11 protein-coding genes are annotated in these 15,416 nt (G+C 69.7%); 5 read left to right on the top strand and 6 right to left on the bottom strand.

Features of this window, described 5'->3' with window-relative positions:
* Positions 1-87: 87 nt before the first annotated feature.
* Complete coding sequence (locus JNW87_RS02385) at positions 88-2,988, bottom strand: family 43 glycosylhydrolase (RefSeq protein WP_109801536.1); 2,901 nt, start codon at positions 2,986-2,988, stop codon at positions 88-90.
* A gap of 333 nt (positions 2,989-3,321) precedes the next feature.
* On the opposite strand from JNW87_RS02385, the gene chvE reads away from it, so the two are divergent.
* The 3 genes from chvE (at position 3,322) to mmsB (ending at position 7,337) form a co-directional block, all read left to right on the top strand.
* The gene (chvE, locus tag JNW87_RS02380; protein WP_109801537.1) at positions 3,322-4,461 is read left to right on the top strand and encodes a multiple monosaccharide ABC transporter substrate-binding protein; all 1,140 of its coding nucleotides are present in this window, start codon (positions 3,322-3,324) and stop codon (positions 4,459-4,461) included.
* Between the two features lie 93 nt (positions 4,462-4,554).
* Entirely contained in the window at positions 4,555-6,093 is a 1,539-nt protein-coding gene (mmsA, locus tag JNW87_RS02375; protein WP_109801538.1) for a multiple monosaccharide ABC transporter ATP-binding protein, read from the top strand.
* Complete coding sequence (mmsB, locus tag JNW87_RS02370; RefSeq protein WP_109801539.1) at positions 6,090-7,337, top strand: multiple monosaccharide ABC transporter permease; 1,248 nt, start codon at positions 6,090-6,092, stop codon at positions 7,335-7,337. Before mmsA ends, mmsB begins: the two co-directional genes overlap by 4 nt.
* Positions 7,338-7,358: 21 nt before the next feature.
* On the opposite strand, the gene JNW87_RS02365 is transcribed toward mmsB, so the two are convergent.
* The 4 genes from JNW87_RS02365 to JNW87_RS40390 all read right to left on the bottom strand — a co-directional run bounded on the left by JNW87_RS02365 (position 7,359) and on the right by JNW87_RS40390 (position 11,455).
* Positions 7,359-8,390: an aldose epimerase family protein gene (locus JNW87_RS02365; RefSeq protein WP_109801540.1), complete on the bottom strand. Its 1,032-nt coding sequence runs from the start codon at positions 8,388-8,390 to the stop codon at positions 7,359-7,361.
* Between the two features lie 95 nt (positions 8,391-8,485).
* Positions 8,486-9,997, bottom strand: coding sequence for an L-arabinose isomerase (araA, locus tag JNW87_RS02360; RefSeq protein ID WP_109801541.1), 1,512 nt, complete (start codon positions 9,995-9,997; stop codon positions 8,486-8,488).
* Between the two features lie 30 nt (positions 9,998-10,027).
* Positions 10,028-10,705 carry an L-ribulose-5-phosphate 4-epimerase gene (locus tag JNW87_RS02355; protein WP_109801542.1) on the bottom strand — a complete coding sequence of 226 codons (678 nt, stop codon included), beginning with the start codon at positions 10,703-10,705 and terminating at the stop codon, positions 10,028-10,030.
* Between the two features lie 3 nt (positions 10,706-10,708).
* Positions 10,709-11,455 (bottom strand): FGGY-family carbohydrate kinase, encoded by a 747-nt coding sequence (locus JNW87_RS40390; RefSeq protein WP_309233881.1) that lies wholly within the window; start codon positions 11,453-11,455, stop codon positions 10,709-10,711.
* 30 nt (positions 11,456-11,485) lie between these two features.
* Between JNW87_RS40390 and JNW87_RS40385 the strand changes: the two genes are divergently transcribed.
* Both JNW87_RS40385 and JNW87_RS02345 read left to right on the top strand, forming a co-directional pair.
* Complete coding sequence (locus JNW87_RS40385; protein ID WP_309233880.1) at positions 11,486-11,770, top strand: hypothetical protein; 285 nt, start codon at positions 11,486-11,488, stop codon at positions 11,768-11,770.
* 246 nt (positions 11,771-12,016) lie between these two features.
* Positions 12,017-12,487, top strand: coding sequence for a hypothetical protein (locus JNW87_RS02345; protein ID WP_238452876.1), 471 nt, complete (start codon positions 12,017-12,019; stop codon positions 12,485-12,487).
* 66 nt (positions 12,488-12,553) lie between these two features.
* Here the strand turns inward: JNW87_RS02345 and JNW87_RS02340 are convergent, their stop codons facing one another.
* On the bottom strand, positions 12,554-15,370 hold the full coding sequence (locus JNW87_RS02340; RefSeq protein ID WP_109801545.1) for an immunoglobulin-like domain-containing protein: 2,817 nt from the start codon (positions 15,368-15,370) through the stop codon (positions 12,554-12,556).
* Positions 15,371-15,416 lie beyond the last annotated feature (46 nt).

Below are 15,416 nucleotides of genomic sequence, written 5' to 3'. Positions count from 1 at the left end.
CGCCCAGGCGCGGTTGCGGTACGGCCCGGCGGGGTTCGGGGTACGGGAGAGGGGGCGGCCTCCCCGGGCCGCCCTCTCTCCCCTCACTCACTCGCAGGCGCGCGCCGCGTACGGCGCCCGCACCGTCACCTCGGCCGGTTCGCCCTGGTAGCTGGCGGAACCGACCACGGTGACCTCACCGGCCGGCACGCTCCTCGCGTTGCTGGGGAACGACCGGGCCTTCTCCTTGCCGGGCGGCACCGCCCCGAAGGGCCGCGTCCCGTACGCCGAGTCCGCCGAGGCCACCACGTGCATCGCCTCGCCGTTGCTCACCCGTACCGTCACCATGACCTTGTCGCCGACGCACCGGGTGTCCGCCACCGCGGTGACGTCCAGCGACGGCTTCTCGATCTTGAGGACGCCCAGCCGGGCCAGCTGGTAGCTGAGCGCCCGCTCCGGCGCGTCGATCTGGTTCTGGGTGCCGAACGCGCCGGCCCGGGCCGCCTTCGCGTCGGCCAGCGCGGCCTGCATCGCGGCCCAGGCGTCCGTCGGGTAGTAGTGCCGGTCGAGCGTCCCGGCGTGGGCGATGGCCGCGTCGAGGTCGCTGGTGTCGAGCGGCCGACCCTGCGCGGTCAGCGTGTCGCTGAGCAGGTAGTTGTCGAAGTCGACGTGCCCGCCCTTCTCCTGGGTCGCGTAGTTGAACAGGCCCACCCGGTGGCCCATGAAGTGCGCGAGGCTGCCGTCGAGCGTCTGCGGACCGACCCGGTTGCCCAGCTGGTGCCAGGTCAGCCCGTCGAGGCTGTAGTAGAAGGTCGTCCAGAGCTGTCCGACCGGCGAGGCGAAGTCGAGGTCCGCCTTCACGTACACCTCGCTCGCGTCACCGAGGGAAACCGCCGTGCCGGGTAGGAAGTTCTCCAGCGTGGCCTGGTCGAGGTCGACCGCGAACGGCTGTCCCCGGTTGACGACGCCCAGCGTGTTCACCCCGCCGGAGCGCTTGACCGCCACGTACGAGAAGCCACGGTTGTAGGCGGCCAGGCCCACGACGTCCCCGTTCTTCATGCCGGAGATGTCCATCCGGGTCTCGACCGACTGCCGGGGCCCGAAGGTGCGCTGCGACAGGATGTTGCGGGCCTCCTCGAACCAGGCCAGCTCGGCCCGGTTGGACAGCTTGGTGTAGATGTACTTGCCGGTGACCACCTTGCCGTTGGTCAGGCGCAGCCACCCGTCCCGGTCGGTCAGCGACCAGTACCGGTTGTCCGGGGCGTGGTTCCACTCCCACGGCAGGTCCAGCCGCGACCCGTTGGGGGCGATCTCCTCCTTGGTCGGGTATTCGGCCGTCACCGGCTGCCCGACGATCGATACGTCGTCGATCAGGTAGTCAACGCTCGACGAGGGCGGCTGCGGGTTGGCCCACGGCGTCTCCACCGCGAACTTGAAGTTGTTCAGGTTCGCCGTCGTGGGCACGGTGTACTGGGCCGACACCGTGGTCCACTGCCCGATCGGCACGCTCCGGGACGCCATCGTCTGCACGCCCGCGCCCCAGTCGGCGACCAGGTTGAACGTGATGCTGTTGGGGCCGGTGGCGTACTTGACCTTCGCCGACACGGTGTAGGTCACGCCGTGCTGCATCCTGCCGTTGAGGAACTGGTTGGGACCGGAGCCGTTGAGCGTACGGTTGCTCACCTTCAGCGCCGCCGATCCGGTGGCCGGACCGGTCGAGTCCAGGCTGATCGTCGCGCCGAACTGGGTGCCCCACGGCGCGACCGAGCCGGACTCGAAGCCGGGGTTCTGCACGAGCTCGACACCGAGGAGCGAGTCGTCGTACGTGGGCGGCGTCGGGATCGTCCACTCCTCGTCCTGGTACGCCTTGTGCGGCGCGTCGTTGGCGAAGTCGTCCGAGGTGACGATGCTCTTCTGCCGCTCGAACAGTTCCTCGGCCGGGCTGAGCTTGATCGGCTTGTCGAATCCGCCGTTGACCGGCACGACGCCGTTGGTGCCGAAGGTCGGCCAACCGTCCTGCCAGGTGGCCGGGATGAGCGCCGGGATCCGCCCGATCGGGAAGGTGTCGCGGAAGAACATGCCGTACCAGTCGGTCGCGCCGCCCGGGCGGGAGATCGGCACCAGGCTGCCCTGCGCGAAGCCGTTGGAGTTGAGCACCCCGCGCGCCTCGTAGGTGTTCACGCCGCCGGCGGAGGTGTAGCGCCCGAGCAGTTCCTTGGAGCGGAACATGACGACCTGGCGGCCCTGGCCGGAGGGCCAGGTGATGATGACGGCGTAGTAGTAGCCGTCGATGTAGTAGAACTGGGCGCCCTCGAACAGCCCGCCGATGAAGGGCCGGCCGGCGTAGTTGTTCGCGGTGAAGATGTTGGGGTAGTCCTGCTCGATGGCCGTCAGGTTCGAGTTGAGGCGTACGGCGCTGGTGCCGCCGGAGCCGTAGAAGATGTAGGGCGTGCCGTCGACGTCGAAGAAGAGCGAGGGGTCGTGCAGGCCGCGCCCGAGCGGGGTGCGCTGCCACGAGCCGTTGTCGATGTCGTCGGTGCGGTAGAGGTAGGCACCGCCGAGGTTGTTGGTGTTGAAGACGACATAGAACGTGCCGTCGTGGTAGCGCAGCGACGGCGCCCACTGGCCCTGGCCGTACGAGTTCTGCCCGTTGCGCAGCGAGAACGCGTCGCCGATGCTCGCCCGGTCAAAGACGTAGTTGACGATCTGCCAGTTCACCAGGTCGTAGGACTTCATGATCGGCGCGCCGGGGCTCAGGTGCATCGTCGTGCTGATCATGTAGTAGATGTCGCGGCCCTCGTCGTTCTCCGCGGCCGGGACCCGCTCCACGCCGATGTCCGGCACGTCGGAGTTCAGAAGCGGCACAGAGTAGGTGCCGTCACCCTTGTCGGTGGACGTGTACGACGACTTGGGTGACCAGGCGTCGGCGGCCTGTGCGGCGCCGGCGGGCGCTACGAGCGCCGCGCAGAGCAGCACCGCCCCGACCCTGGACATCCATCCTTTACCCATCGGGCTCCCCTATGTTAACGTTAACATCAGCGCACAAAATTATTGAAACATTCACGACATATAGTGTCAATGGCCCTGGCGGACGACGGCTCCCACCAGCGAGGAGGCCGACCGGTGGCCGGCCGTACCGGTCGACACCGAGCGTCGCCCATGCGCGGCAAGGCCCGAGCTTTCGGACTCTCCCCGCCGTCCTGATCGGACTTCGCGGCCCTGCCGGCGCCCGATTTCCCGCTCGTTACCCCAGTGTTATGTGCGGGTGTTGACGGTACAGATGTGAACGCAAACACTGGCCGGTGCGGCGGCAAGCGCGAGTTCCACAGAGGGGAGAACTCAGTGAAGCGAAAGTTTTTGGCCGCTCTCGGCGGTGCCGTGCTGGCGATCAGCCTGGCGGCCTGCGGCGGCGAGGGCGCGGGCGGTGGGAGCGGTACCGGCGACAAGAAGCCGGCCGACCTCACCATCGGGGTGTCGATGCCGACCCAGACGTCGGAGCGGTGGATCGCCGACGGCAACTCGGTGAAGAAGAAGCTGCAGGCCAAGGGCTACAAGGTGGACCTGCAGTATGCGGGCGACGACATCCCCACCCAGTCCCAGCAGGTGGACCAGATGATCACCCAGGGGGCCGACGTCCTGATCATCGCCGCCATTGACGGCACGGCGCTCAGCGGCCAACTACAGGCGGCAGCCGACGCGAACATCCCGGTGATCTCGTACGACCGGTTGATCCGGGACAGCAAGAACGTCGACTTCTATGTCAGCTTCGACAACTACAAGGTCGGCGTGGCCCAGGCCGAGGCGCTGCTGACCGGGCTCGGCCTGCACAACAAGGACGGCTCGAAGGGCTCGGCGAAGGGGCCCTTCAACATCGAGCTCTTCGCCGGCTCGCTCGACGACAACAACGCCCACTTCTTCTTCAACGGGGCGATGGACACGCTCAAGCCGTTCCTGGACGACGGCACGCTCGTGGTCAAGTCGCGCCAGACCAAGATCGAGCAGGTGGCCATCCTGCGCTGGCAGCAGGAGACCGCGCAGAAGCGGATGGAGGACCTGCTGACCTCCACCTACCACGACGGTTCGAAGGTCAGCGGCGTCCTGTCACCGTTCGACGGGCTGTCCCGCGGCATCATCACCGCCCTGCAGAACGCCGGCTACGGCACCGCCGCCAACCGGATGCCGGTGATCACCGGCCAGGACGCGGAGATCGCCTCGGTCAAGCTGATCGACGACGGGGTCCAGAGCTCCACCATCTTCAAGGACACCCGCCTGCTGGCCGAGCAGGCCGCCATCGCGGCCGAGGCGTTCCTGAAGGACAAGAAGCCCGAGGCCAACGACACCAAGACCTACGACAACGGGGTCAAGGTCGTGCCGTCGTACCTGCTGCCGGTGGTGACGGTCTACAAGGACGACATCAAGCAGGCGCTCGTCGACACCGGCTACTACACGGCGGAGGAGGTCGCCGCCGGCCAGGTCAAGTGACGCCGCCGGTCGGGCCCGGCGGTGACCGCCACCGCCGGGCCCGCCGAGGCCCGGAGCGTTCGCGTACGACCCAGACGACGAGGACACGCAGCCATGGACGACACCATCCTCGAGATGCGCGACATCACCAAGACCTTCCCCGGCGTGACCGCGCTGCGGGACGTGTCGCTCACCGTCCGGCGCGGTGAGATCCACGCCATCTGCGGCGAGAACGGCGCGGGCAAGTCCACCCTGATGAAGGTGCTGTCGGGCGTCCACCCGGCCGGCAGCTACGTCGGCGAGATCCTGGTCGACGGCAAGCCGGTGCGGTTCCACGGCATCCGGGACAGCGAGGCCATCGGCATCGTGATCATCCACCAGGAGTTGGCCCTGGTGCCGTACCTGTCGGTCGCCGAGAACATCTTCCTGGGCAACGAGCGGCGCGGCGCCGGTGGGCTCATCGACTGGAACCGCACCAACGCCGAGGCCGCCGCCCTGCTCGACTCGGTCGGTCTCGCCGAGAACCCGGTCACGCCGGTCATCCAGCTCGGCGTCGGCAAGCAGCAACTGGTGGAGATCGCCAAGGCGCTGTCCAAGGACGTACGCCTGCTGATCCTGGACGAGCCGACCGCCGCCCTCAACGACATCGATTCGGCGCACCTGCTGGACCTGCTGCGCCGGCTGCGCGACCGGGGGATCACCTGCATCCTGATCTCCCACAAGCTCAACGAGATCACCGCCATCGCCGACTCCACCACCGTCCTGCGCGACGGCCGTACCGTCGAGACGCTGGACATGCGCGCCGGGGACGTCACCCAGGACCGGATCATCCGCGGCATGGTCGGCCGCGACCTGGACAGCTTCTATCCCGACCGGACGCCGTCGCCGGGCGCCGAGGTGCTGCGGATCGAGAACTGGACGGTGCGACATCCGGTGCAGGACCGCAACGTGGTCGACGCCGTCACCCTGAACGTCCGGGCCGGTGAGGTGGTCGGCATCGCCGGGCTGATGGGCGCGGGGCGCACCGAGCTGGCGATGAGCGTGTTCGGCCGCTCGTACGGGCGGGACATCAGGGGCCGGGTGTTCATGCACGGCCGGCAGGTCCGGACGCGCACGGTGGCCGAGGCGATCCGCAACGGCATCGCGTACGTCACGGAGGACCGCAAGCGGTACGGCCTCAACCTGATCGCGGACGTGTGCCGCAACGTCTCCGCGGCGGCGCTCGGCAAGCTGTCCCGGGCCGGCTGGGTCGACGGCAACGAGGAGATCCGGGTCGCCGAGCAGAGCCGACGGAGCATGAACATCAGGACGCCCAGCGTGATGTCGGCGGTGGGCAAGCTCTCCGGCGGCAACCAGCAGAAGGTCGTCCTGTCCAAGTGGTTGTTCACCGACCCGGACGTGCTCATCCTGGACGAACCCACCCGGGGCATCGACGTCGGCGCGAAGTTCGAGATCTACACGATCATCAATCGGCTGGTCGCCGACGGCAGAGCAGTCGTCCTCATCTCGTCCGAGCTGCCGGAGCTCATCGGCATGTGCGACCGCATCTACGCGCTCTCCGCCGGCCGGATCACCGGCGAGATCGCGGTGTCCGAGGCGACCCAGGAGAACCTCATGGCGCTCATGACGAAGGAGAAGGAGCCCTCCCGATGACCAGCACCAAGCCCGCCGCGTCGGAGCGCACGGCGTCGGAGAGCGCCCCGGCCGCCGCGCTGCACACCGGGACCAGCGACCCCCGTACGCTGATCATGCGCAACCTGCGGCAGAGCGGCATCTATGTCGCGTTCGTCGTCATCGTGGCGCTGTTCGCGATCCTGACCGACGGGGTGTCGCTGAGCCCGGGCAACATCACGAACATCGTCCTGCAGTATTCGTACATCCTCGTGCTCGCCATCGGCATGGTCATCGTGATCATCGCCGGCCACATCGACCTGTCGGTGGGATCGGTGGTCGCGCTCACCGGCGCGGTCTCCGCCGTGCTGGTCATCCAGCAGGGCCAGCCCTGGTGGCTCGGCGTGCTCGCCGCTCTCGCGGTCGGCGTCGCGGTGGGGGCCTGGCACGGCTTCTGGGTGGCCTACGTCGGCATGCCGGCGTTCATCGTCACCCTCGCCGGCATGCTGCTGTTCCGCGGGCTCACGCTGCGGGTGCTCGACAACATCTCGCTGTCGCCGTTCCCGGCGGAATACCAGCGGGTCGCGAACGGCTTCCTCAACGGCCTGATCGGCGGCCAGGGCTACGACGCCTTCACCCTGCTCATCGCGGCCCTCGCCGTGGCGGGCTACGCGGTCGGCCAGTTCCGCACCCGGGTCGCCCGGATCCGCTACCAGCAGCCGGTCGAGTCGTTCCCGCTGTTCGTGGCGCGGGTGGTGCTGGTCGGCGCGATCGTCATGTACTTCGCCTGGCAGTTGGCCCACGCGCGCGGCCTGCCGATCGTGCTGATCATCCTGGCGGTGCTGGTGCTCGGCTACGGGCTGATGACCCGGCGCACCGTGTTCGGTCGCCAGGTCTATGCGATCGGCGGCAACCTTCCGGCCGCGATGCTGTCCGGGGTCAAGGTCCGCACGGTGAACTTCTGGCTCTTCGTCAACATGGGCTTCCTCGCCGGGGTCGCCGGGGTCATCTACTCCTCCCGGGCCAACGGCGCCCAGCCCGCCGCCGGCAACATGTTCGAGCTGGACGCGATCGCGGCGGCGTTCATCGGCGGCGCGGCGGTCGCCGGTGGCGTGGGCACCGTCGTCGGCGCCATGGTCGGCGGCCTGATCATGGCGGTGATGAGCAACGGCATGCAGCTGATGGGCGTCGAGCAGTCCACCCAGTCGGTGGTCAAGGGCCTGGTGCTGCTGCTGGCCGTGGCGTTCGACATCTACAACAAGCGGCGGGCAGGCGCCGCCCGGTGAGCTGCCGGACCCGGCGGGACGTCAGCGGGCGCCGAGCCGCCAGGTGGTGACCGAGCGGTACGTCTCGCCGGGCCGCAGCACCGGCGAGGGGAGCGCGGGCTGGTTCGGGGCCTCCGGGTACCGCTGGGTCTCCAGCGCGACGGCGTCCCCCTGCCGCAGCAGCGCGCCGTCGCGGCCCACCAGGGTGCCGTCGAGGCGGTTGCCGGCGTACACCTGAAGTGACGGCTGGTCGGTGCTCACCTCGAGGTAGCGTCCGCTGGCCGGGTGCTCCAGCCGCGCCGCCCGGCGCATGCCGTCGCCCCGCAGGTGGTAGGCGTGGTCGATGCCGGCCGCCCCCAGGACCTGCGGGTGGTTGCGGCGGGTCCGGTCGCCGATCGCGGCCGGCGCGGTGAGGTCGAACGGCGTTCCCGCGACGGGTTCCAGGCGTCCGAGCGGGATGGCCCGGTCGTCGACCGGCAGGTAGGCGTCGGCGTCCACGGTCAGCAGGTGGTCGTCGACGCTGCCCGACCCGGCGAGGTTGAGGTAGGCGTGGTTGGTCAGGCTGACCACGGTCGGCGCGGCGCAGGTCGCGGAGAGCTCCACGGTGACGGTGTCCGCCGTCACCCGGTAGCCGGCGCGGGCCGTCAACTCGCCGGGGAACCCCTGGTCGCCGTCGGGGCTGACGAGTTCCAGGGTGAGGGCGTCGGCGGCCTGCTCGACGACGGTCCACAGCCGCAGGTGGAAGCCGTCCGTGCCGCCGTGCAGGCAGGTGCCGCCCTCGTTGGTGGTGAGCGGATACGTGGTCCCGTCGAGGGTGAAGCGGCCGCCGGCGATGCGGTTGGCGTACCGGCCCACGGTCGCGCCCAGGTAAGGGTTGCGCGGGGACAGGTAGGACGCCACGTCGCAGTAGCCGAGCACCACGTCGACGCGCTGCCCGTCCCGAGATGGCATCCGCAGTCGCTGCACGGTGGCGCCGAGGTCGAGCACGGTGAGCTCCAGCCCGGACCCCCCACCCAGGGTGTACGCCGTGACGTCGCGTCCGTCGGGCATCGTCCCGAACCGTGCGGTGGGCATGGGGTCTCCTGGGGCTGGCCGGGGTGCGGGCTGGGTCCGGTGGCGCTGGCGGGGTTCCGGACACCAGCGCCACCGGAGTCGGTGCGGGCCGAGGGCTACAGCCGGGCCGCGAGGCGGTGGTAAGCGGCGCTCCACCGCAGCTCACGCCGGATGTTCTCGGGGGTGGCGCCGGCGTCGATGACGACCAGTTCGGTGCCCAGCATCTCGGCCAGGTCGCGGAACTCGGCGGTGCCCACCGCCGTGGACAGCACCGTGTGGTGCGGCCCACCGGCGAGCAGCCAGCACTCGGCCGAGGTCGACAGGGTGGGCTGGGGCTTCCAGACGGCGCACGCGACGGGCAGCTTGGGCAGCGCCGCGTCGGGCTCCACGACGTCGACCTCGTTGAGGGTCAGCCGGAACCGCTCGCCCAGGTCGCTGATGCCCACCACCACGGCCGGGCCGGGGGCGGCGGTGAAGCGCAGCCGGACCGGGTCCTCGCGGTTGCCGATGCCGAGCGGGTGGATCTCCAGGGTGGGCTTCTGCCCGGCGATGGTGGGGCAGACCTCGAGCATGTGCGCGCCGAGGATCTTCTCCTGCCCGGGCACCAGGTGGTAGGTGTAGTCCTCCATGAAGCTGGTGCCGCCGGCCCGGCCGGCCGCCATCGCCTTGGTGGTGCGGAGCAGCACCGAGGTCTTCCAGTCGCCCTCGCCGCCGAACCCGTAGCCGTCGGCCATCAGCCGCTGCACGGCCAGGCCGGGCAGTTGCCGCAGCCCGCCCAGGTCCTCGAAGTTGGTGGTGAAGGCCTTGAACCCGCCGTCGGTGAGGAAGGTCCGCAGGCCGGCCTCGATCCGGGCGCCGTAGCGGAGTGACTCGTGCCGGTCCCCGCCGGGGCGCAGCTCGGCCGCGACGTCGTAGGCGTCCAGGTATTCCCCCACCAGGTCGTCCACCGCCGCGTCGGGGGTCTGGTCGACGACGTCGACCAGCTCGTTGACCCCGTACGTGTTGACCGAGACCCCGAAGCGCAGCTGCGCCTCGACCTTGTCGCCCTCGGTGACGGCGACGTCGCGCATGTTGTCGCCGAACCGGGCCAGGCGCAGCGTCCGCAGCTCGTGCGCGCCCAGGGCGGCGCGGGCCCAGGCGGCGACCCGCTCGACGATGGCCGGGTTGCTGACGTGCCCCGCGACGATCTTGCGGGCGACGCCGAGCCGGGCGGTGATGAAGCCGAACTCCCGGTCGCCGTGGGCGGCCTGGTTCAGGTTCATGAAGTCCATGTCGATGGTGGACCACGGCAGTTCGGCGCCCGCCTGGGTGTGCAGGTGCAGCATCGGCTTGCGCAGCGCGTCCATGCCCGCGATCCACATCTTCGCCGGCGAGAAGGTGTGCATCCAGGTGATCACGCCGACGCAGCGGGCCGCGGCGTTGGCCTCCAGCACCCGGGCGTGGATGGCGGCCGCGTCGGTGAGGACCGGCTGCCAGACCACCCTGGCGGGCAGGGCGCCGCTGCCGTCGAGCTGCTTGGCGATGGCCTGCGACTGCTCGGCCACCTGGCGCAGCGTCTCCTCGCCGTAGAGGTGCTGGCTGCCGGTCAGGAACCACAGCTCGGGGGCGTGGTGGGGATCAGCGGACATGGGAGGTCTCCTCGGGGTGGCCGGCGCCGGTCAGCGCTGGCCGTAGACGTTCTGGTAGCGGTCGAACAGGGAGTCGACGTCCCGCTCGGCGATCGGCGGCGGCCGGCCGAGCTGACGCGCGATGTGGACGGTACGAGCGACGTCCTCGCACATCACGGCGGCCTTGACGGCGGCCTTGGCCGACTTGCCGATCGTGAACACGCCGTGGTTGCGCATGAGCACCGCCGGGGACCGGCTCCCGGCGAGGGTCTCGACGATCCCGTGCCCGATGGAGTCGTCGCCGATGAGCGCGAACGGGCCGACCGGGATGTCGCCGCCGAACTCGTCGGCCATCATGGTGAGCACGCACGGGATCGGCTCGCCGCGGGCCGCCCACGCGGTGGCGTAGGTGGAGTGGGTGTGCACCACCCCGCCGACGTGTGGCATGTGCCGGTAGACGTATGCCTGGGCGTCGGTGTCGGACGACGGCGCGTGGTCGCCCTCGACGACCCGGCCGTGCAGGTCGCAGACCACCATGTTCTCCGGGGTCAGCTCGTCGTAGGCCACCCCGCTGGGCTTGATGACCAGCAGGTCCCGGCCAGGTACCCGGGCCGACACGTTGCCCGCGGTCCACACCACCAGCTCGTAGCGGGTCAGCTGGGCGTGCAGCCGGCAGACCTCCTCGCGCAGGTTCCGGATGGTCACGTCGACGTCGGTCAGGACGGTCACGTCTCAGGCCTCCTCTCGACCGGCGGCGGTCAGGGCGGAGCGCCGCATCTCCTTGAGCCGCTTCATGACCGGGTTCGCGCCCCGGCCGAAGCAGTCGTGCAGCACCAGGTACTCGGCGAACAGCGCGTCGTAGGCCGCAGCCCGCTCCTCGTCGGGCACGAACGCGCCCCGGGTGACGCGCCCCATGGCCTTGGCCGCGCTGGTGATGCCGGAGTACGCGCCGGCGGCCACCGCGGCGTGGATCGCCGAGCCGAGTGCGGGCCCCTGCTCGGAGCCGAGGACCGACAGCGGCATCCGGGTCACGTCGGCGTAGATCTGCATGAGCAGCCGGTTCTTCGTCAGGCCACCGGCGATGACCAGCTCCTCGACAGGCACGCCGCTGGCCCGGAACGTCTCCAGGATGACCCGGGTGCCGAAGGCGGTCGCCTCGAGCAGCGCCCGGTAGACGTCCTCCGGGCGGGTGGCCAGGGTCTGCCCGACGACGACCCCGGACAGCTCGTGGTCGACGAGGACAGAGCGGTTGCCGCTGTGCCAGTCGAGCGCGAGCAGCCCGTGCTCACCGACCGCCTGGCGGGCCGCCTTCTCGGTGAGCAGCTCGTGCACGGAGATGCCCCGCTCCTGCGCCTCGGCGGCGTACACCGCCGGCACGCCGGTGCGAGTGAACCAGCCGAAGATGTCACCGACGCCGGACTGCCCGGCCTCGTAGCCCCACAGGCCGGGGATGATCCCGCCGTCCACGACGCCGCACATGCCGGGCACCTCGCGCAGCACGGTGCCGACATGACGTGGCAGGTGGAGGTGCCCATGATCGCCACCATCCGACCGGCCTCGGTGGCCTGGGCGGCGGGCGCCGTGACGTGGGCGTCGACGTTGCCGACGGCCACCGCGATCCCCTCCGGCAGGCCGGTCCAGGCGGCCGCCTCGGCGGTGAGCCGGCCGGCCGCCTCGCCGAGCTGGCCGACGGGGTGCTCGAGCTTGTCGACCACGAACCGCTCGAAGCCGGGGTTGAGCGCGGCGAGGAAGTCCGGCGGCGGGTACGCCCCGTCCTGCAGGATGCCCTTGTAGCCGGCGGTGCAGGCGTTGCGGACGTAGCCGCCGCAGAGCTGCCAGACGATCCAGTCCGCGGCCTCCACCCAGCGCTCGGTGGCGGCGTACACCTCCGGGTCCTCCTCGAGGACCTGCAACGCCTTGGCGAACTCCCACTCGGAGGAGATCAGGCCGCCGTAGCGCGGCAGCCACGCCTCCCCGCGCCGGCGGGCCAGCTCGTTGATCCGGTCGGCCTGCCCCTGGGCGGCGTGGTGCCGCCACAGCTTGACGTACGCGTGCGGCCGGCGGGCGTACTGCGGCAGCTCGCACAGCGGGGTGCCGTCGGCGGTGGTCGGCAGCACGGTGCAGGCGGTGAAGTCGGTGGCGATGCCGATGACGTCGGCTGACGGCGACACCGCGCCCACGTACATCAGGGGCTTCGGGACCGTCTTCCACATCTCTGCCGCGCAGACCGAGTGGAAGGAACTCGGCCGCACCTTCACCAAGGACAACGCGGTGCAGTACACGCTGGAATACAAGGACATCGCCACGAACACGTGGCGGCCGCTGGTCGACAGGAGCACGAACACCACCGCCTACACGGCCGACTACGTCACCTTCGACCGGGTGCTGACGAACGCGGTCCGGCTGAAGATCCTGGGTACGACCGAGAACGTCAAGGTCGGCGTCCACGAGCTCAACGTGTTCGGCGAGAACTACAACCTGGCTGCCTCGAAGGGCATGATCACCCCTTAGCCAGAAGCAGTACGCAGGGAGCGGGCGAGATCAACCGATCTCGCCCGCTCCTTGTCTGTGCTCGCGTTACCGCACCGTCAGGTTCTGGTAGTTGGCGGCGTGGGGCTGGTAGGTCGGGTTGCCGGAGTAGGCGACGTGGACCTTGTAGTTCCCGGGCGCCAGATCGGCGGTCGGCAGGGTGACGATCGCCTCGCCGTCCGCCAGCGGCACGACCTTCTCAGCACCGCCGAAGGTGACGGTGACCTCGCCGGTCGGGACGGGAGCCTCCTGGTTCTGCGCGCCCGCCGGCCCGACGGTCACGTTCAGGCTGAACGTGTCCCCGCGGACGACCGACGCCGGCGCGGCATTCGCGTGGACCGTGACGGCGGCCGGCCCGGCGGGCACATTGACCGACGCCGCGCCTTCCGACGCCTTCAGGTAGTCGAAGCCGAGGTACTCGGCCTTGACCGTCCGGGCGCCCGCGGGCAGACCCGCCGGCAGCGTGACCGTGGCCGCGCCGTCGTCCAGGTAGGCGAGCTGCGACCACGAGCCGACGCTGAACCGCACCTGACCGCCGATCTCGAACCCGTCGGCGGCCTTGACCGTGGCGGTGGCCGTGGCCGTCTGGGCCCCGCTCGCGTACGGCTGGACAGCCACCTCGGTGGTGGTCGCGACGTCGCTGTTCGGGATCTTGCGGATGTCGTTCCACTCGCGGAGGGTGAGCGGGATGACGGTGCCGTGGCGCGGACGGACGACACCCGCGTTGATCATCGTGATCGACTTGGCGTTCCAGGTCGGGGCCTCGATGTTCTCGTGGCACGCGGCCTGGTATCCACCGCCGTTCGTGTAGCGGTCACCCCAGAGGTAGAACTGGTTGGGGCAGGAGGTGTCACCGGGGTTGGCCTTGAAGATGACAGGCCCCTCATAGCCCTGGTTGGCAACCCAGGTCGTGCGGCCCAGAGCCGGAGCGACCAGCTGCCAGTTGTCGATGTTGCTGTCCACGAAGTCGGTGTTCTTCTCCGAGAAGATGTCCGAGCCCTGGTTGCCGGCCTCGTTCTTGGTCACCCGGTAGTAGTAGTCACCGACCTTGATCGCGGTGGTGTCGATCCGCGACTTGGGAGCCGGGTTCTGCCAGACCTTGGGAGCGGAGAACGTCTTGAAGTCGCGCGTCGTGGCGTACCACATCTGCGCGTTCCCCTGACCGGTGCGGTTCACCGGGTCGTTCCACAGCGACTGCGCCCAGAAGACGACGTAGGCGCCGATCTCGTCGACCCACAGCGACTCGGGTGCGAAGGCGTTGCCCGCGTTGTCGGGCGCGACCTTCACGTGCCGCTGAGGAGTCCAGTGCACGAGGTCGTGCGACTCGAACACCTCGATGTACTGGGTGTCGTTGATGGCGTATCCGCCCTGGTCGTACCAGTTCAGGTCGGTGGCGATCATGTAGTACGTGTCGCCGTCGGGCGAGCGGACGATGTGCGGGTCGCGGAGGCCCTGGTCGCCCAGCTGAGAGATGAGCGACGGCTGGCCTCCGGTCAGACCGGTCCAGTCCAGAGCGGTGTTCCCGTTGGACGTGGCGAACATGATCTGCTCGCCGTCGGCGATTCCCTCACCCTTGAAGTAGCCCATGAAGTACCGCTCGTATCCCTCGGTGCGGGGCATGGCGGTGATGGTCACCGGAAACGACTTCGTCTGCGAGGTTGACCCCTTGGTGATGGTCGCCGTCAGGGTCGCGGCGACATCCGGACGGCCGAAGGCCGGGCGGGTCACCTTACCGGTCGGGGTGACGAGGTCGCTGGTCGACTTCCAGGTGATCGTGGAGCCGAACTCGCCCTTGGCCGGGAGGTTGATGTTTCCGCGTACGTCGTTGGTGCCGTACAGGGTGAGGTCGAGCTTGTCCCGGTCGACCGCCTGCGCGTCGTCGAACTCGGCCTTCACCACGACGGGGATCTCCCGGGTGATGACCTCGTTGGCGCCCTTTCGGACGGTCGCCGTGAGCGTGGCCCTCGCGTCCGGCTGCCCCTGCGCCGGGCGGGTGATCCGGCCGGTCACCGCGACCTTGCGGGCGCTGGCGACGGCCGGCGGGGTGTAGACCGCGACGACCGACGGGTCCGAACTCGTCCACGTGATGGTCGAGCCCGCCACGGAGCCCACCTTGGGCAGGGTGATGTCGCGTACGATCGCACTGGTCAGGCCGAGGTCGATGGCCTCGGCGTCGGCGCGGACGCCCGTGGAGACGGTCTTCTCCGCCAGGGCGAGGGTCTCGTCGACGCTCACCGCCCGGTCGTAGACCCGGAAGTCCCGCAGCGTCCCGCGGAACGAGTAGTGGCCCGACGTCTGCGAGCGAGCCAGGAAGTTGCAGTTGGTCCCCGCGGCGTTCACCGACGGCGGCGTGGTCAGGTTCGTCGACGTCGCGTGCAGCACGCCGTCGACGTAGAGCCTGCCGGTCCAGCTCGTGCCGTTCGCGTTCAGCGACTGGGTGTAGGTGACGTGCGTCCACGCCCCCTCGGGCATGCGGACGCGGTTCTGCTGGAGGTTCGCCGAACCCACCGCGACGCGGAACCGCTGGGTGTTCGACGCGAAGATGGAGCCCTGGGCGCCGGTGTCGGCGTCGCACGAGCCGGACTTCGCGCCGAAGCTCCACATCTGGTGCTCGCCGACGTTCGCCGGGTCGATCCACACGTCGTAGTCGACGGTGAGGTTCGACATGCCGGCGGTGATGTCCTTCGGCAGCGCCACGTACGCACCGTTGAGGGCGGTCTCGTAGGAGTCGGGGTTGAACCTGACTCCCTTCCCGGTCAAGGTCGCCTTCCCCGGATTCACCAGCGTGGCGTTCGCCGCCGAGCCCGCGCTGCCCGAGTTGACCAGCGTCGTCCCGCTGGTCTCGTCGAGGGCGAAGTGGTGCACCAGACCATCGTTGAGCGTGTCCCCGGCCGCGTGCGAGGGCGTCGGT

This window comes from Micromonospora sp. ATA51 (assembly GCF_016802855.1).
Classification (GTDB): domain Bacteria; phylum Actinomycetota; class Actinomycetes; order Mycobacteriales; family Micromonosporaceae; genus Micromonospora; species Micromonospora sicca.
Note: the sequence above shows the minus strand (reverse complement) of the source record. Positions and strands in the feature narration are given on the sequence as shown.